The organism is Paraburkholderia sp. CNPSo 3272, assembly GCF_024206495.1.
Lineage (GTDB): Bacteria > Pseudomonadota > Gammaproteobacteria > Burkholderiales > Burkholderiaceae > Paraburkholderia.
In genome coordinates, this window is record NZ_JAMBPQ010000009.1 from 170,975 (window position 1) to 191,261 (window position 20,287).

A 20,287-nucleotide genomic window follows, 5' to 3' on the forward strand; every position below is an offset into this window, starting at 1 on the left:
TGTGTTTGATTTCGCGAGACGTACGAAGGGCAGGCGCCCCGCCGCTTCGATTCGTTCGCGTTATGCCGGGTCGGCGGTTGCCGCGCGCTCGTGCTCTCCGGTGGTCAACGCGAGCGCAGCCAGCGCGCACACGGGCACGAGCAGCGCCCAGAAACCCACGTAGCGCAGGCCGAGCGCGCCGCCCACCGCCCCCGCCGCAAACGCCGCGATGGCCGGCATCATCTTCGCGAACCGGGCGCGCGCCGCGGCGCGCAGGCTCTCAGGCGCGCCCGTGTGCACCATGTCCACGACGTCGAGAATCGCCTGCGTGACGTTGCCCGTCATCACCGTATTCGGCACGGCGGCCCGCACGATCAGGCGTGGATGCGCGTTCTGCACGCCCATCGCGAACGCGCCGAGCACGCCGGCCACGACCACCGGCAGCGTGTCGGGCTGGCTGACCCCAGACGCCCGCGAGACAAAAGCCGAGCATCAGCACTGCTTGCACCGCATGAAGCAGGCGCGCGCCCTGGCGCGCGTGCTGCCCGCTGAGCGAGCGCAACAGCAGGCTGCTGCCTGCCACGCCCGCGCCGAACGCCGGGAACACGATCAGCTTGAGGAGCACGCCCTGCCCGTAGCCAGCCACGCCTGCGCCGATCAGCACGAAGTTGCCCGTGACGTGCGCGGTGAAGAGTCCGAACAGCGCCACGAAACTCAGCGTGTCTACAAAGCCCGCTACCGCCGCCAGGATCGTGTCCTCGTATTTCATTTCGCCGCGTTGGCGTGGATTTCGGCGATGTACCCGCCCGGGAACTGGACGATCGCCGCGTTGCGACCGTTTGAGGTGAACGCCGGCACCAGCACCTTCACACCCGCGGCCTGGGCCTTTTGCAGCGTCTCGTCGAGATTCGCCACTTCGTAGCCCGTCGTTTCGCGCCCGAACGGATAGGGCAGACGGCCGTCCGTCACCAGCACGGTCATCTTGCCGAAGCCCGATTCGATCCGCACGCGCCGATACGTCTCGTCCGGCCGACCGATTTCAACGCCCGGCGCCTTCGCCTCATCGGACACCACCTTGCCGTGAGAGAACTTCACGAAGTCATGCACCAGCTTGTGCAGGCTTTTCGGCGAAACGTACACACGGTTCTCGGGAACCATTTGGAGCGCGTCGTAGTGCGGGGCCTGGTTGTGCCAGTAAAGCTGCATGTTCACGCCGTCCGCCCACGAGATGATCGCGTCGCGCCCGATCGGATCGGGGAAGGTGTCGACGATCACGTCCGCTCCATGCGCGCGCGCCGCCTTCACTGCCGCGTCCATGTCAGTCACGAGGTAGCCGGTACGCTCCGAGCCGAAGGGATACGGCACCGGCGTCTTGAAGCCGAACACGGAGATCGTGCCCGACGGTGTGAACACGAGCTGCGACATTGTCTGGCTCGGCGTGGGCGTGACCTGAAATACGCCCTGTTTTGACTTGCTGCCGCCGAAGGTCGCCACGAAGCTGTCCGTGAAGAGGTCGAAGTCTTCCGGGGCAACGTACACGTGCGTCGTATCGTACTGTGGGCCGACGGCCACGGCCGGTGTTTCGGACTCCATCACAGGCGGCTTCGCGAATGACGCGGGCGCGGCGACAAGACCGCCCGCCACCATCAGCGCGAGCAGTGCGGAACGAAATGCTTTCATCGTCGGATTTCCTTGTTTCATCATAGGTTTGTGCCGGTCAGTCGCGGATATCTTCCAGCAGCGTGGCCAGCACGAGCGCCGCGATCAGCCCGAGGTGCTCAAAAAAACTGTTCAGCGCCATGAAATGCGCGGCGCCCGTATGGTTCCAGAAGTCGTTGGCAACCAGCATGGCCACGAGCGTAAGCACGCCCAACGCGCCCGCACCGAGCCACGTGAAGCGGCGCGACACCACGCACAGCGAGCCGCCGATCTCCACCAGGATCGCGAGCGCGGCCCACAGCGCGGGCGGATGCAGGCCGAAATGAGCCTGCTCCGCAACGGCCGCGTCGAAGTCCAGCAGCTTTTCCACGCCACCGATCAGCCATGCGGAAACCAGCGCGACGCGCACGAGCGGCGCAACCCATGGCTGCGCAAGCAACGCGCGAATCCACGCCGGGTTGCCCCGACCCGTGAACGCCGCCACGTCAGATCGCCCAGCACGAACAACCGAATGCGCCCCAGAAGCCCTTCGCATCCGAGGTCGGCAGCGCGCTGCCCCATGCGCTCCCGTGCGCATGGCCATGCAGGTTGCACGCGCTCGCACAGGCGCACAGCGCCGCCGCGGCCGCGCGCTGCAACGGCGCGCCAGTCTGCTGCGTCGCGCCCCAGCCGCCATAGCCGCCGTACTGGCGCACCGGTGACCAGTCGGGCATCGCGGGCGGGATCGGCGCGTCGTGCTCCGAGAACGGACCCGCGCCCCACACGATCCGGCCGTCCACCACCGTAAGCAGCGCTGTGGTGTCGGCGATATCGTCCTCGGCGCAGGCGAAGAAGTCGCGGTCCGGCACCATCAGGTCGGCAAGCTGCCCCACCGCAATACGGCCCTTCTTGCCCTCTTCGTTCGAGAACCACGTGACGTACTCGGTCCACATGCGCAGCGCCGTTTCCCGATCGAGCAGATCGCGCTGCGGATACAGGCGCAGGCCGCCCACCGTCCTGCCGCTCACGAGCCACGCAAGCGAAACCCACGGGTTGTACGACGCCACGCGTGTGGCGTCGGTGCCCGCGGAGACCTTGATGCCTTTGGCGAGCATCTTCGCGACGGGCGGCGTGGCCTCGGCCGCGCGCGCACCATATCGTTCGACGAAATATTCGCCCTGGTACGCCATGCGGTGCTGCACGGCGATGCCGCCGCCCAGCGCCGCGATGCGGTCGAGCGAGCGATCTGAAACGGTTTCCGCGTGATCGAAGAACCAGTTCAGCCCTTCGAGCGGAATGTCGCTGTTGACCTTCTCGAACACGTCCAGCGCGCGGCTGATTGTTTCGTCATAAGTGGCGTGCAGACGCCACGGCCAGCGGTTCTGCGCGAGCACGCGCACGACGCCTTCGAGCTCGCCCTCCATCTCCGGCGGCAACTCGGGGCGCGCCACGCGGAAGTCCTCGAAGTCGGCCGCCGAGAACACTAGCATCTCGCCCGCGCCGTTATGCCGGAAGTAATCCGAGCCATCGTGATACTTGACGCTCTGCGTCCAGTTCACGAAGTCTTCCTTTTCCGCGTCCGGCTTCTGCGTGAAGAGGTTGTACGCGATGCGCACCGTCATCTCGCCCGCGTCGTGCAGCTTGCGGATGACTTCGTAGTCGTCCGGATAGTTCTGCGAACCACCGCCCGCGTCGATCGCGCCCGTCACGCCCAGGCGGTTCAGTTCGCGCATGAAATGACGCGTCGAGTTGTACTGGTACTCGGCTGGCAGCTTCGGCCCCTTGGCGAGCGTCGCGTAGAGGATCGTCGCGTTCGGATTGGCGAGCAGCAGGCCGGTGGGCGTGCCCGAGGCGTCGCGCAGGATCGTGCCGCCCGGCGGCTCCGGCGTGTCCTTCGTGTAGCCCACCACGCGCAGCGCGGCGGCGTTCAGCAGCGCACGATCGTACAGGTGCAGGATGAACACGGGCGTGTCCGGCGCGGCCGCGTTGAGTTCCTCGATCGTGGGCAGGCGTTTCTCGGCGAACTGGTGCTCCGTAAAGCCGCCGACCACGCGCACCCATTGTGGCGCGGGCGTGATCGCAACCTGCTGCTTGAGCATCTCCATGGCAACGGCGAGCGAGCGCACGCCGTCCCAGCGCAGTTCCATGTTGTAGTTCAGGCCGCCGCGGATGAGGTGCAGGTGATTGTCGATCAGGCCGGGCAGCACGGGGCGCCCCTGCAAGTCGATGACGCGCGTGCCGCGTCCCGCGAGCGGCATGACGTCCGCCTCGCCGCCAACCGCGACGAAGCGGCCGTTGGCGATGGCCACGGCGCTGACGAGCGGGTTGGAGCGGTCCAGCGTGGTGATGCGTGCGTTATGAAGAATGAGATCGGGGTGGCTGTCGGTTGCGCTCACGGGCGTTTCCTCACGTTGATTAAAGACCCAGCAGCGGCTTCAGGGCGGGAACGGCCTGCGCGCCGATCACCATGCCCAGCAAGCCAACCAGGGCGATCAGCGGCGGCGCGGGCGAGCGGACCCTGATCACGCTGTAGATCACGCCGATGAGCACGCCCGCGCCCAGTGACACCAGATAAGATTCCATGCGGTCGGCCTCGCGGTCGGATTGGAATGCGGGACATGGCTGCCGGGGAACCCGCAGAGGTTCCGTTTGCAGCAGTTCCGGCATCGGTTGGTTGTCCTGATTGATGTGACAGGCGCGCCGGAGATTCATCGAATCCCGAACCCTGCGCGAGCACGCTGCCAACTAGTGGAGAAAGACGCGGCGCCCCCGCCTGGAGCGCGCCGCATCAATGTCCACAATCACAGAGAAGCCGATCAGCGGGCCGGAACCGCCGGCAGAATTTCATGCGGCGCGGACGTGCGCTGCGGCGACTTGTGAACCATCGTGTACGCGTAATCGACGCCCATGCCGTACGCGCCCGAGTGCTCCTTCGCGATCTTCATCACGGCGTCATAGGTCTCGCGGCGCGCCCAGTCGCGCTGCCATTCGAGCATGACCTGCTGCCACGTGACCGGCACGACGCCGGCCTGAATCATGCGCTGCATGGAGAAGTCGTGCGCGTCTTTCGAGGTGCCGCCCGATGCGTCGGCAACCATGTAGATCTCGTAGTCGCCTTCGAGCATCGCGCACAGCGCGAAGGTCGTGTTGCAGACTTCCGTCCACAGACCGGCAACGACCACCTTCTTGCGGCCATTCGCGGCAAGCGCGTCGCGCACCTTCTGGTCGTCCCACGAGTTCATCGACGTACGTTCGAGCAGCTTGTGGTCCGGGAACACGTCGAGCAGTTCCGGGTACGTATAGCCGGAGAAGCTCTCCGACTCGACCGTCGTGATCGTGGTGGGAATGTTGAAGACCTTCGCCGCCTTGGCCAGCCCAACGACGTTGTTCTTCAGGACCTGGCGGTCGATCGACTGAACGCCAAAGGCCATTTGCGGCTGCTGATCGATGAAGATCATCTGGCTGTTTTGCGGGGTGAGTACTTCAAGTTTGGCGTTGCTCATGGTGCTTGCGTCCTTTGATCGAGGAATAGGTAGACCGCCTCTTGGGCGGGACAGCCGAATTTCCGTCTGTCTTCTGCCTGAAGTAGCGACACTCCAGCTAGCGCTATTTGACACGCAATCACCAGCAAGTGGCTCTGAAGAATTCTGAAGAGATCTGATGTTGAATTCCCGGCCAGCGCAAACTTCCTGAAGTATTCTGAATTAGCCTCCTCCATTCAAAATCAATCTGATACCTTTATCGTTCATTATCGAATATCACTTTCACTGCGACACAGGGAAATCGTCCGATGAACGCATACTTATTTTCACTCCTCGCAGGCATTCTTGCGGGGGTCGTCTACAGTCTGATCGGCGTGCAATCGCCCGCCCCTCCCGCGATTGCTCTGGTAGGCCTGCTTGGCATTCTGGCTGGAGAGCAGATTCTGCCCGTTGTGAGGCGAATCGTATCGGGGCTCAAGCCCGGTGCAGCATGGCGTGAGGCGAAATGCAGCCAGCACATGTTTGGCGCGCTGCCCGGCGGTCGTATCCCCGATGCAGGAAAGGAAGATCGATAATCTTCAGAGGCATCCTGGCAATCGCTTTTTTCGTGTGACATACGGGCGTCATAGTAAGCTATGACGCCATGCGTTTTGCCTATTTCGGTCTACCGCGGCTCTCGTGCTCACGGCTCCATAGCGATATAGCGCGAGACGAACACCACGAACAGCCCGCATTTAAAAGCACATTCCACGAGTGAGAGCCAGAACGCGATGCGAAAATTCGCGTATTCGGCGGGCAGCGCGGGCGCGACGGCAAGGAGACTGAGCGCACAGAGAAAAACGAATACCCCGCGAGCCGTTGCGCCGCCCTTGAGCACGCGAACCACGATCGCAAGCCAGATCACCGTCGACACCGCGAGCGCCGCGCGCTCCAGGTCGTCAGCCGCGCTCCAGTACGCAACGGGCAACTCGACCAGCGCCCAGAGCGCCGAGAATTTCACGAGCCTGCGGGTCCACGCGCCGGTGAGCCCGGTCGCCCTTGCGTCGCTTGCAACAGCCGTTCCGCGCCCGCGCAGCCACGCCCAGAAGCGAGCGAACTCAGGCGCTTCATCCATCGTGCGCGCGTCGGCAGTGGCGCGGTTCAAAGCTTCATCGTGATTCATAGTCGTGTCTCCGCACCGTGATCGCCGCGCGTGAAGCGCAAGCCAGATAAGCCAGGTAAGGTTGCTTCGGTCTTTAACGGCCGGAGCCGCGACTTTCAAGGATCGGTCGCGCCGGCATTGCGTTGCAGTATCGGCGCGCGCAACCGCACCGGTGTTCTCAATGCACGATGTCTTTTCAGGATTCGCACGCTCATCTGGGCCGCCAGCCCACACCTGAGCAACCCCGCTCGAAACCCCCCGCACGCATCGCCGTGCGATTTCGAAATCGCCAGCCGTGCGCCGCAAGCTGCGGCGGCGCAAACGCGTCACCCTTCGCACACGTGGCGTCCTCCCTTGCCGCGAAGGAATCGAAATGGCTAGCGACAAGAAAACAATCCGCATCTATACAGAACCGGCGGGCGGCTGGGGCGCGTTGCGCGCCACGGGCGATGCACTCGCGCTTCAGGGTGTCGCGGTCTCCGGCGCGCGCACGTTGCTGCGCATGAACCAGCCCGAGGGCTTCGACTGCCCCGGCTGCGCGTGGCCCGATCCGAAGCACACTTCCTCGTTCGAATTCTGCGAGAACGGCGCGAAGGCCGTGGCCTGGGAGGCCACGGACAAGCGCTGCACGCCGGAATTTCTCGCCGCGCACAGCGTGAGCGCGCTCGCCGCGTGGGACGACTACGACCTTGAAATGGTCGGCCGCCTCACCCACCCCATGCGCTACGACGCCGCCGCCGACCGTTACGCGCCCATCGGCTGGGACGAAGCATTTGCGCTGATTGGCACGCATCTGAACGCGCTGGAAAGCCCGAACGAAGCTGACTTCTACACGTCGGGGCGCGCTTCGAACGAGGCCGCGTTTCTCTACCAGGTGTTCGTGCGCGAGTTCGGCACCAACAACTTCCCCGACTGCTCAAACATGTGCCACGAAGCGACCAGCGTGGGCCTGCCGCAGTCGATCGGCGTCGGCAAAGGCACGGTGCTGCTGGAGGACTTCGAGCACGCGGACGCCATCTTCATCTTTGGGCAGAACCCCGGCACCAACAGCCCGCGCATGATGAGCGACCTGCACGCGGCCTCTCGCCGCGGCGCGAGCATCGTCTCGTTCAATCCGTTTCGCGAGCGCGCGCTCGAGCGCTTCGCAGCGCCGCAGAACCCGATCGAAATGGCCACCTTCAGCTCGACGCCCATCAGCACCTGTCTCTATCAAGTGAAGGTCGGTGGCGACGCGGCCGTGCTCAAAGGCATGATGAAGGCGCTGCTCGAAATGGACGACGCCGCTGTGGCACACGACCGCCCGCGCATTCTCGATACCGAATTCATCGCGGGCCATACCCTGGGCTTCGAGGCGCTCGAAGCGGACTTGCGCGCGACGTCATGGAAATCGATCGCCGCCCATAGCGGCCTCGCGCAGGCTGACATCGAATCGGCCGCGAGCCTTTACGCGGCGGCGAAGAACGCGATCCTCGTCTACGGCATGGGCATCACCCAGCATCACTGCGGGACCGCCAATGTGCAGCAGGTCGCGAACCTCGCGCTCATGCGCGGCAATGTGGGGCGCCCAGGCGCGGGCGTGTGCCCCGTGCGCGGCCATTCGAACGTGCAAGGCAACCGCACGGTCGGCATCACGGAAAAGCCGCATGCGGCGCTCATCGACGGCATCGAGCGCGCCTTCGGCTTTCGGCCGAGCGCCGAACATGGCCGCGATGTCGTCGCGACCATCGAGGCCATGCTCAAGGGCGAGTCGAAGGTTTTCATCGGCCTGGGCGGCAACTTCGCGGCGGCTGTGCCCGACTGGCCGCGCGTACAGGCGGCCATGCGCAACCTCGCGCTCACGGTGCACATCGCGACCAAGCTCAATCGCAGCCATCTCGTGCACGGCAAGGACGCGCTGATCCTTCCCTGCCTCGGCCGTACCGAAATCGACGTGCAGGCGAACGGCCCGCAATCGATCACGGTGGAGGATTCGATGTCGATGGTGCACGCTTCGGCGGGCCGCAACCCGCCCGCCTCGCCGGACCTGCGCAGCGAACCCGCAATCGTCGCGGGCATCGCGCGCGCCACGCTCGGCGCGCGCTCGCGCGTGCCCTGGGAGCACCTGGTGGCCGACTACAACCGCATCCGCGAGGCCATTGAAATCGTGTTTCCCGCATTCCAGGCGTACAACGCGCGCATTCGCGTGCCAGGCGGCTTCCATCTGGGCTCGACCGCACGCGATCGCATCTGGGCCACGCCCACGGGCAAGGCCAATTTTCTCGTGTTTCAGGGGCTCGACGAAGATCCCGCGCACGGCGACTCCGACGCGCTCTGGCTCACCACCATGCGCAGCCACGACCAGTACAACACCACGCTCTATTCGCATTCGGACCGCTATCGCGGCGTATTTGGCCAACGCGACGTGGTCTTCGTGAACGCCGAGGAACTGCGCCGCCGCGAGATGCACGCGGGCGAGCGCGTGGACCTCGTCGCCCTGTCGCGCGACGGCATCGAGCGCGTCGTGCGCGGCCTGACGCTTGTGGAATATGCGTTGCCCGACGGCTGCTGCGGCGCCTACTACCCCGAGGCGAACCCGCTCGTGCCGCTCTATGCCTACGACCCGCAAAGCCGCACGCCTTCCTATAAGGGCGTACCCGTGAAGATCCGGCGCGCCGGCGCCGCTGCGCAACAAGGAAGCCTCCATGGAACTGTTTGACACGCTCGCCCTCTCGCGCCTGCAATTCGCGCTCACGGCCATCTTCCACATTCTCTGGCCGATCCTCACGATCAGCCTCGCGGCCTTCGTCCTGCTCGTGGAGGCCCTGTGGCTGCGCACGGGCGATCTCGCGTATTACCGGCACGCACGCTTCTGGTCGAAGCTTCTGATCCTGAACTTCGCCGTGGGCGTGGTGAGCGGCATTCCCATGGAGTTCCAGTTCGGCACCAACTGGGCAGGCTTCGCGCAGTACAGCGGGCAATTCATCGGCAACATTCTCGGCTTTGAAGGCGCGATGGCCTTCATGCTCGAAGCAGGCTTCATCGGCGTGATGCTGCTCGGCTGGGACCGCGTGCCGCGTGGAGTGCATCTGTTCGCAACGGCGATGGTTGCGCTAGGCTCCAGCCTCTCCGCGTTCTGGATCATGGTCGCGAACTCGTGGATGCAGACGCCGGCGGGCATCGAAGTCGTCGACGGCAAGATCGTCGTCAGCAGTTATCTGCACGCGATCTTCAACCCCGATGTCGCTTGGGGCGTGGGCCATATGTGGGTGGCCGCGATCGAAACGGGCATGTTCGTGGTCGCGGGTATTTCCGCGTGGCAAATGCTGCGCGCGCGTCAAGCCGAATTCTTCGCGCACTCGTTCAAGCTCGCGCTCGCGGTGCTGCTCGTCGCGGCGCCCTTGCAGGTGTGGCTCGGCGATTCGAGCGGCGTGAGCGTATTCGCCACGCAACCCGCCAAGGGCGCAGCGATCGAAGGCCACTGGCACACCAATGCGCCGGGCAAGGGCGCGTCGTGGTCGCTGCTCGCCTGGCCCGATCAGGCTGCGCAGCGCAACGACTGGTCGATCGAGGTGCCGGGCATGCTGAGCGTGCTGGGCACCCATACGCTGCACGGCACCGTGAAGGGGCTCGCCGACTTCGCGCGCGAGGACCCGCCGCCCATGCTGCCACTGCTCTACTACGCGTTTCGCGTGATGGCGGGCATCGGCTTTCTGTTCGTGGCGCTCGCGCTGTGGACCGCCTGGTGCCTGCGGCGCGTACACGGCAGGCTCGACGCGCTGCTTCAGCGCCGCTGGCTGCTGCGCGCGTGGGTAGCGGCGATCCCGCTGCCGTATATCGCCGTCGAGGCGGGCTGGATCGTGCGCGAGGTGGGCCGCCAGCCGTGGGTCGTCTATGGCCTGCTGCGCACGCGCGATGCCGTCTCGGCCGTGCCGCCCGGCCATGTCGCCGCCAGCACCGGCATGTTCCTCTCGTTCTACCTCGTGCTGATCGTCACGTTCTTCCTCCTCGCGCGCCGCTGGCTGCGCACGGGACCGGACCTGCTCGTCGCCCCGGCGCGCGCCGCATCGCAAGCGGCCGATTCATACACCACGGTGGGTTGAAGCCGCCGCCTCTCGCTGAAGGACGAAGGAACCCTCATGGATACTTCCACGCATGTCATGCTGGCCTATACCTGGTTCAGCCTCATCGGTCTCATGCTCGCGTTCTACGTCGTCACCGACGGCTTCGATCTCGGCGTCGGCATCCTCACGCTCCTGCGCCGCGAGCGCACCGATCACGACGTGATGGTCGCCTCGATCGGCCACGTATGGGACGCCAACGAAACCTGGCTCGTCGTGGTGGGCGGCGCACTCTTCGGCGCCTTTCCGCTCGCCTACGCCCTCCTCATGCAAGCGCTCTATGTGCCCGTGATGGTGTTGATCGCGGGCCTCATCATGCGGGGCGCGGCCATCGAATTCCGCCACAGCGCGACGCGCGGCGCCCTCTGGGACCGCGTGTTCGGCTTCGGCAGCGTCGTAGCGGCCGCCGCGCAGGGGGTCATCCTCGGCAAGGTCATCACCGCGCTCGAACCCGGGCCCGTGAGCGCGCTCTTCGTCGCCTGTTCGGCGGTGGGCGTGATCGCGGGCTACGGTCTGCTGGGCGCAACATGGCTCATCCAGAAGACTCAGGGCCCGCTCGAGAAGTGGGCGCGCGGCGCGGCAAACGTGTGCGCCAAGGTATGCGTGGCGGCGGCGCTCGCGCTGAGCGCCGCGACCTGGCTCTACAGCAGCGTGGGCCACGACCGCTGGTCGCAAGCACCGGTCGTGCACACGCTTGGCGCGCTCGGCCTGCTCGCGGCGCTGGCCTTCGTCGCGATCCTGGTCGGCTTGCGGCGCGCGGCGTCGGCCCTGCCGTTTCGCGCCACCATCGCGATGTTCCTGATTTCGTTTCTCGGTCTCGCCATCAGCCTCTTTCCCGACTTCGTGCCGGGCAAGCTGCGCATTATCGACGCCGCTTCCGATAGCGCGACGCTCACCTTCATGCTTATCGGCATCGGTTTCGTGTTTCCGGTCATGATCGGCTACAACCTCTACCAGTACTACATCTTCCGCGGCAAGGTCAGCATGCCCGCACACGCGGAGGAAAACGCTTGAGACGCGGGCGTTTGTTCCGAACGCCCAATGAAAGAGGGGCGCTCCGTGCGGAGCGCCCCTCTTTCATGCTCGCCTCTTATCGCGCCGGGCGTGGTTTCCACCTCAAGTGCGCGCCGCTTCGTCGAGAACGAGGCTATGGATCATCGCGTCGGCGTTGAGCGCCTGCGGACGCATCGGGCGCGGGCGATAGACGTGCTCGCCGCGCCGGATCTCGCGCCCGCTCACTGCGCACACGCCCGAGCGGCGCGCGCGGGTGCGATACCACTCCTGATCGCAATACGCGCACCGCGCGGGATCACGCCAGGCGAGCGTGACGCGCGTGGCCGTGGCGCGCTCGAGCACACGGATCGTGAGGCCGGGCACGGGCTTGTCGGCGCTGCGGCGCGAAGCGGGCTTGCGCGCCGCCGGAACAGGCTGGCTCGGACACGTCTCGCCCGACAACAACCCAAGCAGGCCAATCGTCATTTGCCACGGGTCGACAACTTGCGTTTGCGCTTCCATATTTCGGACTCCTATTGTAACCGCGTTCAACTTTGCTGTGGATTCTGGGATCTCGCTGCGCCAAAGTTCCATTCGCGGCGGCAGCGTCAACGGTCAAGCTTCAGACGAGGAGAGGTTCCGCTTCGATGCCGCCCAATCCATGCGGCGACTCGACACCCGGCAAGCACTCGGCGGGCGACGGGAGCACCGCCGTTTCCACCTTCGGCTCGTGCGCCGCTTCCGTGGGAAGATGACCGAGCAGATACTGCGTGCTGTGCGCCATGAAGCGCACGAGGTCGCTATCGAAGCCCATCGTTGCTTTTCCTCCAGGAATATGGCGTCTCTCCCACGAAACGCTTGAAGACGGTCGTGAAGTGCGCCTGCGAGCGAAAGCCGCAGGCGAGCGCGACGTCGAGCACGTTGTGCTGCGAGCCGAGCAGCAGCGACTGTGCGTGGTCGATGCGCCGGCGCAGCAGGTATTCATGCGGGCGCAGGCCGCAAGCCTCGCGAAACTGCGCCGCGAAGTGCATGCGCGTAAGACCCGCGCTCTGCGCCATTTCCGCGAGCCCGATGGGGTCGCCGAGATGCGCGTCGACGTACTCCATCACGCGCGTCATGCGCCATTTCGGCAACTCGGCCGCGACGCGCGCGCTGCGCGACGTTCCCGCGTACTGGCGGCTCACGAGGCGAGAAACGATGGCGAGGCTTACGCTGTCCGTAAAGACCTTGCCAAGCGCGGCGTCGCTGGTCTGCGAAACCGCTAGCGCCTGGCTCAGGCGCTCGATCGCGGGGTCGCGCAGCAAGCGGCCGTCGCCGAGCACGAGGTCGCCGTTGTGCGCGTGCTCGAACAGGTCCGCGTAGCATTCCTCGAGCACCTTTTGCGCCACGTACAGATGCAGCACGTCGCATGGCGACAAAAAGCACGCCCGCGCGGCAACACCGGGCGCGCCCACATGCGCGACGCCCGCCGACACGCGCCCACGAATCAGCGGACGCGCGCCGTAATCGAAATCGACCACGGTGCACTTGAGATTGAGTGCCACGCAATGCATCGACGCATGCCCATCGCTCACGACATCGAGCGGCACGCGCGGCCTGCGCGACCAGCGCAGGACCCGCATCTCGGGCGACGTTTGCAGCTTGTCGCCCGGTACGCGCCATTCGGCTTCCGCGTCGATCGGCTGGCGCGCCGCGCGCGACGGCACAAGACAGTCGGACAGATTGCTCATGAGATTCGCTCCTTTCTCGCCGCCGTCGTGTCGAAGTTCCGACCTGAAGCGCCACGACGATGAGTAATGTGATCAGGCTCCACCTTACCCGACGAATATCGCGCCCACTAGTCGTACAATGGATTGCGCCTTTGGCGTGAATGTTTGAGGCACTCATACCGACGTTTAACCCAATGCCCGTCTGAATATCCCGTAGTACGAAACGAAGGACGAGGTACCCCGCGCGCGCCGTATTTCCGTCGGCCGCTTATTCCTGGTGCACTGATCCGCTCATACCTTGGTATGAGCCGCCGATAAAAAGCGTGGTAGAAAGAATTAAAACTGCCATGAACGGCGGTGCGCCCGGTCATTCGCGCATTGGCGGAAATCGGCGGGCGTGCAAGCGTGGAAAACGGGGGATATGAGGAGCGTTGCGATTCAGGATTCGTCGGCGGACGCGCTAATGCCAAGCGTCTTCGCCTTGAGCACGAAATCGGCGAATGAATTCGATTCCATTTTTCGCATCGCCTGGCCGCGATGAATCTTCACGGTGATTTCGCTCAAATTCATTTCGGCGGCAATCTGTTTATTGCGCAGCCCCGAGGCCACCAGCGCCATCACTTCGCGCTCGCGCTGCGTCAGCGATCCATAGCATTTGCGCAGGTCCGAAACGGAGCGATCGGCGCTGCGCCGCTTTTCATCGGCCGCGAGCGCGTGATCGACGGCGTCGAGCATGTCCTGATCGCGAAACGGCTTGGCGAGAAAGTCCGTGGCGCCCGCCTTCATGGCCTTGACCGTCATGGCGATATCGCCGTGTGCGGTCATGAAGATGATGGGAATGCGCAGATCGCTCTGCGCAATCTGCTCCTGCACCGCAAGGCCGCTCTGCCCTTTGAGGCGCACGTCGAGAATCAGGCAGCTCGGTACGTCGGGCCGCTCGAAGGCGAGAAATTCGCGCGCCGATGCGAACGTCTGCACCGGCAGATCAACCGAGCGCAGCAAGGTGCCCACGGCCTCGCGCATCAAGTCGTCGTCGTCGACCACGTAGACAAGCCGGCCCGGCGCCAAGCCCCCTGCATCGCGCTGAACGTTCATGTGACAAGCTCCTCTTGTGCGGATTCCAGCGGCAGTGTAATCAAAAAGCGCGCCCCGTGAGCCGCCGGCGCGTCAAGGCCAATGCTGCCGCCATGCGCTTCGACGATCGAGCGGCAGATTGACAATCCCATGCCCATGCCGTTTGCCTTTGTTGTAAAGAATGGATTGAACACGCCGACGGTGACCGCGGTGCCCACCACGGCCATGCTCGATCCGCTCGACGCGACGAGCAGCACGACCACGACATAGAAGACGGCAACGGCGATATCGAGCGGCGTGAACGCGTCGACGCAGAATACGCCGAGCGCGGCGAGCGCGGCGAGCCAGAGGACCAGGCCCCCTTCGGGCCGATGCCGAATGGCGTCGGATCGGGTGAGCGTGGCGTTCAAGTGGAACGACTGAGTTTGTCCAGGCATGCGAGGATCGCATCCCCGTTGACCGGCTTGTCGAGAAAACACAGCGCGCCATTGGCGAGCGCTTCCTTGCGCCGCGCCTCGGAGCCGAATGCGCTGATAAAGATAATGGGCGGGGCCGACCCCAGTTCGGCGAGCTTGCGCTGCATCTCGATGCCGCCCATGCCGGGCATCTGCACGTCGGAAATCACGCAGTTCACGTCGCCAAGGCGGCCGGAATCCAGAAACGCCTCAGCCGATGCATACACCCGAACGTCGCAACCCAGCGACCTCAGCAGGCTGCAAGTCGCGAGACGCACGTTTTCGTCATCGTCGACGATGGAAACTATCATGGGGGTTTGCAAGCGAATGGTCCTCGTCCAGTACAGCGTTTCGGGCGGGCCTCGAGAAGTGCTGACCGCTCATGTTCGTTATCTTAGATAGGAGCGTCGTCGAGTAACACTATATCTCGATGTGTGACAACTATATCTAAGTATGAAGCGGGTAACGTTTCACTCGTCGGGCCTCGAGCGGTGCTGCCCTCACGCAAGCGCCATGTCCTGCGGCGCGTGCTGCGGGAGCGTGGCGGGTCGTGGCGCGCCGTGCAGTTCGTCGCTCAGGCGCGCGAAGGCGAAATCGATGAAACTTCGCACCCGCATGGGCATGGGCGCGCGCCGGGGATAGCAGAGCAGCACCTTGCGGCGCTCGCTCGCATAGTCGGGCAGCACGCTCACCAGACGCCCCGCCGCAAGATCGCCGCGCACGAGATACTGCGGAAGCTGCGCAATGCCCACCCCCGCGCGCGCCGCATGCACGATGGCACTCACCTCGTTGAAGGTGGCGACCGCCTGGATCGGGCAACTAAGCGGCACGCCGCTCGCGGCGAACTCCCAGGCCTGGGCAAGCGAACCGCGCGCACCGCGCGAGCCCCTTAGCCCGATGCAGCGATGCCGCGCCAGTTCATCGGGCGTGCGCGGCGCGCCGCGCCGGCGCAGATACGCGGGCGCGGCGCATTGCACCAGCTTGAGCGTGCCGAGCGCGCGCACGATCCAGCTACAGTCCGGCTCCACGCCCACGCGCACGGCCACGTCGATCTGTTCGTCGAGCGTCTCGTTGTGGCGTTCGTCGATCGACACATCGAATTCGATCTCGGGATGCAACTCGCTGAAGGCCGCGATGAGCGGCGAGAGCATGGTGCCCGCAATCACCGCCGGCGCGCCGATTCGAATCACCCCGCGCAGGGCCGCGTTCGAGCGGCATACGTCGCTCATGCCCGATTCGATCAATTGAATCCCTTCGAGCAGCGGCGCAAAAAGAAGCGCGCCCTCTTCCGTGAAACTCACCTTGCGGGTGGACCGGTTCAACAGCCGTACCTTGAGCGCGCCTTCGAGGTCGGACACGGCACGACTCACGGCGGGCGTCGACAAGCCCGACGCACGCGCGGCTTGCGTGAAGCTTCCCAGTTGCCCGACAGCGATAAATGCCTTGAGTGACTTGAACATGTCCATAGCGAGACTCTCCACTTGTGAATGGCGCCGTAGCGCATGCCGGGACTCGTAACCTGGCGACGAGGTGGATGATGGACAGCCCGGCGAGTCGAGGTGCGTGATTTCTGCCGGCGTTTTCAGATTCGAACGACGCCGTGCGCCCAACCTAAACCAAGGTATGGAACGTCAATCGATGGTCTGAAACGGACATATCAGAGGCTGATGGTGCCGGCGCGAGCGCGTTGCTATCGTTGGACTGGCTACCGAAGCCGCGCCCGGCGCTTAAGCGCAAACATTTTTGCCCTGTGCAATTCTTCCGGACGCGCAACCGACATTGAAAAGGACACCCATGAACGTGACGCCCGCAGGCGCCACACCGCCGCGCCTGCGCGACGAATGGCTCGCGTACTGGAAAGACGACGCGCCGCGCTTTCTGCACATCGTCAAGGTGGGCCTCGCGGTCGCGCTTTCGATGGGCCTGTGCATGCGCCTCGAGTTGCGCTCGCCGGCCACGGCCATGCTTTCCTGTGTAATCGTGATGATGCACCAGCAAAGCGGCATCGTGATCGCGCGCGGTTTCTATCGCGGGCTCGGCATGGTGGGCGGGAGCCTCGCGGGCCTCGTTCTGATCGCGTTATTCGCCCAGCAGCCGTTGCCCTTCTTTCTCGCGCTTGCGGCGTGGATCGGACTGTGCGCGTTTGGCTCGGCGTACTTTCGCAATTTCCAGTCCTACGGCCTCGTGCTCACCGGCTTCGCCACGGCGATCACGGCGATGCCCGCGATATCGAATCCGTACGGCGTATTCGACAACGTGGTCTATACGATCAGCGAGGTCGTGATCGGCGTGGTGTGCGCGAGCGTGGTGAGTTCGATCGTGCTGCCGCGTAACGTCGCGCCGGCGCTCGCTGCGGCAAGCCGCGTGAGCTTCACGCATCTGCTGGGCGCCCTGCGCACGACGCTCGAACACGCGACGTCGATGCCGCGGACGCCCTCGTCAGCCGCTCCGCAGGCGCACGCGCTGCTGGGCCTTATCAGCGAGCGCGCGAACGTCGAGTTGCTGCGCACCGGCGCGCTATTCGAAGATCCGTCGATGCGGTTCCTGCATTCCGTTTTTCTCGATCTTGACCGCAGCTTTCTCGACACTGTCACGTGGCTCTACGCACTGCAACGCCTCAAGGCGCACGCGATCGCCGACGCGCATCCCCGCGCGCAGGCCGCCATCGCGGCGCTGACCGACGCGACGCTCGCGCTCATGCCTGCGCAGGCGGGCGCGCCAGGCATCACGGACGCCGCCGTGGCCGCCTTGCTCTCCCAACTCGACGCGTTCGAAGCGGCGCTGCCCGCGCGGCTCGCCGCGCAACTGCAAGCGCTCGCAGATCTGCCGCCATCGCAACGCCGGGTCGTGGCGAGCACCGGTGCCGCGCTCCTTTTCATGACAGCGGATCTGCGCCTGCTCTGCCGCCGCTATATCGAAGCGCGCAACGCCGACCGCCTGCCCTGGAACGTCTCCGTGCTTCAGGCGATCAGCCGTATCGCGCGCCAGCACGCGGTGGCTAACCGCACGGCCGCGCTGGTCGCAGGCGCTCGCGCGGCGCTCGCAGTCCTGCTGGTCGGCGCCGTGTGGGTTGCCTCGGGCTGGGTTGGCGGCGCGACCGCGATCGTCGCGGTGGCAATCACGAGTACGCTGTTCGCGCTCGTACCCGACCCGCCCAAGGCCGCGTGGCAAATCTTCATGGGCTGTCTGGCGGGTTGGCTCACCGGCTTCGGCTTCAGCTTTTTCGCGCTGCCCCATCTCGGCACCTTCACGCTGCTTGCGGCGGCGACCGCCATCGTCGTGATGGTCGGCGGCTACCTTAACACGTTCCCGAGGACGGCCGTACTAGGGCTCGGCTTCAACATCTACTTCTGCTTCATCGTCGGCATTTCGAATCCGGCCGTCTATAACCCGAGCGTGTATCTCGACACGGGCTTTGCGCTGCTTTGCGGGATCGCCACCGCCGCCGGGGCGTTTTCCGTGCTCGCGCCGCGCGCGGGCGAATGGATTGCGCGCCGCTACCTCGCGGACATGCGCGCCCTCATTACCAGCGACGCGCGCGACGGCGACCTGGACGACAATCTGCTCTACGCGTTCGAGCAGAAAGTGCGCGACGGCATCATGCAGATCGCCTCCGCGGCCGCCGATCCGCGCGTGGATCGCGAGCGTATGATCGCGTGGGCATTTGCCGTGCTCGAAGCGGGCCGCGCGATGATCCTGATGCGCCTCGACACGCAGCAGCTTGGCGACGCGCTGCCCGCGGCGTGGGCCGATCGTCTGCAAGCGTGGCTCCAGGCGCTGGCCGAATTGTTCGATGCGCCCGCGCCCGAGCGCGCGAGACGTGCGCTCGCCGCCACCGACGAAGCGCTCGCGGCGCTGCCGCCGGGCATCGATCCGGGCCCGAATGCGCAGGGTGACGCCCCGGCCGATCACGAAGCGCTCATCCGTTGCCGCATGCAGGCGTTGCTGCACTTCACGGAACTGGCGCTGCGCGACGACGCGCTCGCACTCTGGGCGCACACGGAGCGTTCCGCATGAAAGCGCGTACCGTGCTGTCCTTTTTCGGTCGGCGCACAGTCGCATTCGCGGCGGCGTTGTCGGCGGCGCTCCTGCTCGGCGGGTGCATCAACAGCGGCGGCATCCACACGCACGCGACGATGGTCGATGCAAGTACGCTCGATCCCGGCGCCGCCTTGCGCGAGACGCAAGCCGATGCGCAATGGCCGCAAGACGACTGGTGGCGGCACTGGGGCGACGAGCAACTCGATCGCGTGGTGGGCGACGCCACGGCGGGCAATCCCGACCTGCAAGCGCTCGCCGCGCGGGTGGAGGCCGCGCGCTTCCAGACGGAAATCGCCTGGGCGAACGCGCTGCCGCAGGCGAACATGGATGGCTCGTTCGAGCGCCGCCGCTACGCGCGCTACACCACGCCCGCGCCGCCGGGAGGCACGACAGTGTGGAGCAACGACATCGGCGCGACGCTGTCTTACGACCTCGATCTCTGGGGCAAACAGCGTGCGATCCGCGCGGGCGCGCTCGACAATCTGCACGCCACAGCCGCCGACGCGCGCTTTGCCATGGTCGAACTGCAAACCAGCGTCGTGCGCGCGTATGTGCAGCTTTCGCTCGATTACGCGCTCGCCGACGTGTATCGCGCCGTTCAGGACGAGGAGCGGCGCACCTTCGAGATCGCGACGCAGCGCTGGCGCGCGGGCATCGGCAGCCGCCTCGAAGCGACCCAAGCGCAAACGCAGCTCTCCATGAGCGCGACGCGTCTGCGACGCGCACAGCAGCAGATCGCCCTGGATCGTCTTGCGATTGCCGCGCTGTGCGGCAAAGGCCCCGGCTACGGCGACGCGCTCGCGCGGCCAACGCTCGCCCTGAGCGTGCCGCTCGCGTTGCCGGATGCCTTGCCGGCGGGACTGGTCGGTCATCGCGCGGACGTCGTGGCGGCGCGCTGGCGCGTGCTCGAAGCGGACAAGCGCATCGACGCCGCGCACGCCGACTTCTATCCCGACATCAATCTGCTTGCGACGGCTTCGCTAGGTTCAGCGGCCACCTTCGGCGGCTTCTTCAACTTCCTCAATAGCGACGGCATCGGGCATGGCGTCGGCGCGGCGATCTCGCTGCCGATTTTCGACGGCGGACGCCGGCGCGGTCAGTACGGCGTGGCGGTCTCGTCGCGCGACGCCGCCGTGGACGTCTACAACCGCACGGTCGTGAACGCGATGCGCGACGTGGCCGTGCAGGCGGTGTCGCTGCGCGCGCTGGAGGATCAGCAGGCCTCGACCCAGTCGACGCTAGACGCCGCGCGTACGGCATACCGCCTGGCCGACGCGGGCTACCGCAGCGGCATCAGCGAGTTTCTCAACGTGCTGGCCGCGCAGAACACGCAGTTGCAGCAGGAGCAGAGTCTCGCGCAGGTGCAGGCGCAGCGGCTCGACGCGTGGGCGTTGCTGATGAGCGCGCTGGGCGGCGGCTATGACGCAGCGCGCTCCGTGAATTCAGCCCGACCCAATCCAGGAGCGAGCGATGCCGCGCGAGATTGAGTGCTTTTCGCTGCTCGTGCCGGGCTTGCTGCCCATTCTCGCGGCCTGCGCGCTGTTGTTCGTCGCGCTCGATCTCGCGTTCGCGCGGCTCGGCCTGTATCGCTTCGTTTGGCATCCTGGCCTCTTTCGCGTCGCGCTGTTCGCGGCGCTGTTCAGCGGCGCGTCACTGCTGTTGCGTCAGTGACCGCGCC

Annotated in this window: 19 protein-coding genes and 2 pseudogenes; 7 read left to right on the forward strand and 14 right to left on the reverse strand. The window is 65.5% G+C overall.

Annotated elements, in window-relative coordinates; translation table 11 throughout:
- Positions 1-60: 60 nt before the first annotated feature.
- The 6 genes and pseudogenes from M3I53_RS14275 to M3I53_RS14300 all read right to left on the reverse strand — a co-directional run bounded on the left by M3I53_RS14275 (position 61) and on the right by M3I53_RS14300 (position 5,120).
- A pseudogene (locus M3I53_RS14275) lies at positions 61-748 on the reverse strand (YoaK family protein).
- The gene (locus tag M3I53_RS14280) at positions 745-1,659 is read right to left on the reverse strand and encodes a glyoxalase (protein WP_254316557.1); all 915 of its coding nucleotides are present in this window, start codon (positions 1,657-1,659) and stop codon (positions 745-747) included. The pseudogene M3I53_RS14275 and the gene M3I53_RS14280 overlap by 4 nt, the downstream one beginning before the upstream one ends.
- A gap of 37 nt (positions 1,660-1,696) precedes the next feature.
- Entirely contained in the window at positions 1,697-2,122 is a 426-nt protein-coding gene (locus tag M3I53_RS14285) for a DoxX family protein (RefSeq protein WP_254316558.1), read from the reverse strand.
- A 1-nt stretch (position 2,123) separates the two neighbouring features.
- The gene (locus M3I53_RS14290) at positions 2,124-4,013 is read right to left on the reverse strand and encodes an amidohydrolase (RefSeq protein WP_254316559.1); all 1,890 of its coding nucleotides are present in this window, start codon (positions 4,011-4,013) and stop codon (positions 2,124-2,126) included.
- 19 nt (positions 4,014-4,032) lie between these two features.
- A complete protein-coding gene (locus M3I53_RS14295) occupies positions 4,033-4,200 on the reverse strand; it encodes a DUF1427 family protein (RefSeq protein ID WP_254316618.1) in 168 nt (55 codons plus the stop codon).
- A gap of 233 nt (positions 4,201-4,433) precedes the next feature.
- Positions 4,434-5,120, reverse strand: a complete 687-nt coding sequence (locus tag M3I53_RS14300) for a hydrolase (protein ID WP_254316560.1) — start codon at positions 5,118-5,120, stop codon at positions 4,434-4,436.
- 287 nt (positions 5,121-5,407) lie between these two features.
- Here M3I53_RS14300 and M3I53_RS14305 point away from each other — a divergent pair, with 287 nt between their 5' ends.
- A complete protein-coding gene (locus M3I53_RS14305) occupies positions 5,408-5,674 on the forward strand; it encodes a XapX domain-containing protein (protein WP_254316561.1) in 267 nt (88 codons plus the stop codon).
- A gap of 107 nt (positions 5,675-5,781) precedes the next feature.
- Here M3I53_RS14305 and M3I53_RS14310 read toward each other — a convergent pair whose 3' ends face one another.
- The gene (locus M3I53_RS14310; RefSeq protein ID WP_254316562.1) at positions 5,782-6,261 is read right to left on the reverse strand and encodes a hypothetical protein; all 480 of its coding nucleotides are present in this window, start codon (positions 6,259-6,261) and stop codon (positions 5,782-5,784) included.
- Positions 6,262-6,613: 352 nt separating this feature from the next.
- Here M3I53_RS14310 and M3I53_RS14315 point away from each other — a divergent pair, with 352 nt between their 5' ends.
- From M3I53_RS14315 to M3I53_RS14325, 3 genes are read left to right on the forward strand one after another with little or no spacing between them, the layout of a single operon-like run.
- On the forward strand, positions 6,614-8,935 hold the full coding sequence (locus M3I53_RS14315; protein ID WP_254316563.1) for an FdhF/YdeP family oxidoreductase: 2,322 nt from the start codon (positions 6,614-6,616) through the stop codon (positions 8,933-8,935).
- Positions 8,922-10,319, forward strand: coding sequence for a cytochrome ubiquinol oxidase subunit I (locus M3I53_RS14320; protein ID WP_254316564.1), 1,398 nt, complete (start codon positions 8,922-8,924; stop codon positions 10,317-10,319). The genes M3I53_RS14315 and M3I53_RS14320 overlap by 14 nt, the downstream gene beginning before the upstream one ends.
- A gap of 36 nt (positions 10,320-10,355) precedes the next feature.
- Positions 10,356-11,351, forward strand: coding sequence for a cytochrome d ubiquinol oxidase subunit II (locus M3I53_RS14325; protein ID WP_254316565.1), 996 nt, complete (start codon positions 10,356-10,358; stop codon positions 11,349-11,351).
- A 102-nt stretch (positions 11,352-11,453) separates the two neighbouring features.
- Here the strand turns inward: M3I53_RS14325 and M3I53_RS14330 are convergent, their stop codons facing one another.
- From M3I53_RS14330 to M3I53_RS14360, 7 genes and pseudogenes are all read right to left on the reverse strand, one after another.
- Positions 11,454-11,852, reverse strand: coding sequence for a DUF3331 domain-containing protein (locus M3I53_RS14330; RefSeq protein WP_254316566.1), 399 nt, complete (start codon positions 11,850-11,852; stop codon positions 11,454-11,456).
- Positions 11,853-11,952: 100 nt separating this feature from the next.
- Positions 11,953-12,144, reverse strand: a complete 192-nt coding sequence (locus M3I53_RS14335) for a hypothetical protein (RefSeq protein ID WP_254316567.1) — start codon at positions 12,142-12,144, stop codon at positions 11,953-11,955.
- Entirely contained in the window at positions 12,131-13,060 is a 930-nt protein-coding gene (locus tag M3I53_RS14340) for a helix-turn-helix domain-containing protein (RefSeq protein WP_254316568.1), read from the reverse strand. The genes M3I53_RS14335 and M3I53_RS14340 overlap by 14 nt, the downstream gene beginning before the upstream one ends.
- A gap of 417 nt (positions 13,061-13,477) precedes the next feature.
- Entirely contained in the window at positions 13,478-14,134 is a 657-nt protein-coding gene (locus tag M3I53_RS14345; protein ID WP_254316569.1) for a response regulator transcription factor, read from the reverse strand.
- Positions 14,131-14,307 (reverse strand): annotated as a pseudogene (locus M3I53_RS38625) (ATP-binding protein); the annotation flags it as partial. The pseudogene M3I53_RS38625 and the gene M3I53_RS14345, both read right to left, overlap by 4 nt.
- A 212-nt stretch (positions 14,308-14,519) precedes the next feature.
- Positions 14,520-14,879: a response regulator transcription factor gene (locus M3I53_RS14355; protein ID WP_254316570.1), complete on the reverse strand. Its 360-nt coding sequence runs from the start codon at positions 14,877-14,879 to the stop codon at positions 14,520-14,522.
- Between the two features lie 189 nt (positions 14,880-15,068).
- Positions 15,069-16,034, reverse strand: coding sequence for a LysR family transcriptional regulator (locus M3I53_RS14360; RefSeq protein WP_254316571.1), 966 nt, complete (start codon positions 16,032-16,034; stop codon positions 15,069-15,071).
- Positions 16,035-16,362: 328 nt separating this feature from the next.
- On the opposite strand from M3I53_RS14360, the gene M3I53_RS14365 reads away from it, so the two are divergent.
- Genes M3I53_RS14365 through M3I53_RS14375 form a run of 3 tightly spaced genes read left to right on the forward strand, consistent with a single transcriptional unit; the run spans position 16,363 to position 20,280 of the window.
- Positions 16,363-18,585 carry an FUSC family protein gene (locus tag M3I53_RS14365; protein WP_254316572.1) on the forward strand — a complete coding sequence of 741 codons (2,223 nt, stop codon included), beginning with the start codon at positions 16,363-16,365 and terminating at the stop codon, positions 18,583-18,585.
- Positions 18,582-20,096: an efflux transporter outer membrane subunit gene (locus M3I53_RS14370; protein WP_254316573.1), complete on the forward strand. Its 1,515-nt coding sequence runs from the start codon at positions 18,582-18,584 to the stop codon at positions 20,094-20,096. Before M3I53_RS14365 ends, M3I53_RS14370 begins: the two co-directional genes overlap by 4 nt.
- Positions 20,080-20,280, forward strand: a complete 201-nt coding sequence (locus M3I53_RS14375) for a DUF1656 domain-containing protein (RefSeq protein ID WP_254316574.1) — start codon at positions 20,080-20,082, stop codon at positions 20,278-20,280. Before M3I53_RS14370 ends, M3I53_RS14375 begins: the two co-directional genes overlap by 17 nt.
- Positions 20,281-20,287: the final 7 nt, after the last annotated feature.

Excerpts from the sequence above, each read along its gene's own strand:
- M3I53_RS14280 (WP_254316557.1), bottom strand. The coding sequence starts at position 1,659 with ATGAAAGCATTTCGTTCCGCACTGCTCGCGCTGATGGTGGCGGGCGGT.
- M3I53_RS14300 (WP_254316560.1), bottom strand. The coding sequence starts at position 5,120 with ATGAGCAACGCCAAACTTGAAGTACTCACCCCGCAAAACAGCCAGATG.
- M3I53_RS14315 (WP_254316563.1), top strand. The coding sequence starts at position 6,614 with ATGGCTAGCGACAAGAAAACAATCCGCATCTATACAGAACCGGCGGGC.
- M3I53_RS14360 (WP_254316571.1), bottom strand. The coding sequence starts at position 16,034 with ATGGACATGTTCAAGTCACTCAAGGCATTTATCGCTGTCGGGCAACTG.
- M3I53_RS14355 (WP_254316570.1), bottom strand. The coding sequence starts at position 14,879 with ATGATAGTTTCCATCGTCGACGATGACGAAAACGTGCGTCTCGCGACT.
- M3I53_RS14340 (WP_254316568.1), bottom strand. The coding sequence starts at position 13,060 with ATGAGCAATCTGTCCGACTGTCTTGTGCCGTCGCGCGCGGCGCGCCAG.
- M3I53_RS14310 (WP_254316562.1), bottom strand. The coding sequence starts at position 6,261 with ATGAATCACGATGAAGCTTTGAACCGCGCCACTGCCGACGCGCGCACG.
- M3I53_RS14320 (WP_254316564.1), top strand. The coding sequence starts at position 8,922 with ATGGAACTGTTTGACACGCTCGCCCTCTCGCGCCTGCAATTCGCGCTC.
- M3I53_RS14335 (WP_254316567.1), bottom strand. The coding sequence starts at position 12,144 with ATGGGCTTCGATAGCGACCTCGTGCGCTTCATGGCGCACAGCACGCAG.
- M3I53_RS14375 (WP_254316574.1), top strand. The coding sequence starts at position 20,080 with ATGCCGCGCGAGATTGAGTGCTTTTCGCTGCTCGTGCCGGGCTTGCTG.
- M3I53_RS14295 (WP_254316618.1), bottom strand. The coding sequence starts at position 4,200 with ATGGAATCTTATCTGGTGTCACTGGGCGCGGGCGTGCTCATCGGCGTG.
- M3I53_RS14325 (WP_254316565.1), top strand. The coding sequence starts at position 10,356 with ATGGATACTTCCACGCATGTCATGCTGGCCTATACCTGGTTCAGCCTC.
- M3I53_RS14370 (WP_254316573.1), top strand. The coding sequence starts at position 18,582 with ATGAAAGCGCGTACCGTGCTGTCCTTTTTCGGTCGGCGCACAGTCGCA.
- M3I53_RS14365 (WP_254316572.1), top strand. The coding sequence starts at position 16,363 with ATGAACGTGACGCCCGCAGGCGCCACACCGCCGCGCCTGCGCGACGAA.
- M3I53_RS14330 (WP_254316566.1), bottom strand. The coding sequence starts at position 11,852 with ATGGAAGCGCAAACGCAAGTTGTCGACCCGTGGCAAATGACGATTGGC.
- M3I53_RS14305 (WP_254316561.1), top strand. The coding sequence starts at position 5,408 with ATGAACGCATACTTATTTTCACTCCTCGCAGGCATTCTTGCGGGGGTC.
- M3I53_RS14345 (WP_254316569.1), bottom strand. The coding sequence starts at position 14,134 with ATGAACGTTCAGCGCGATGCAGGGGGCTTGGCGCCGGGCCGGCTTGTC.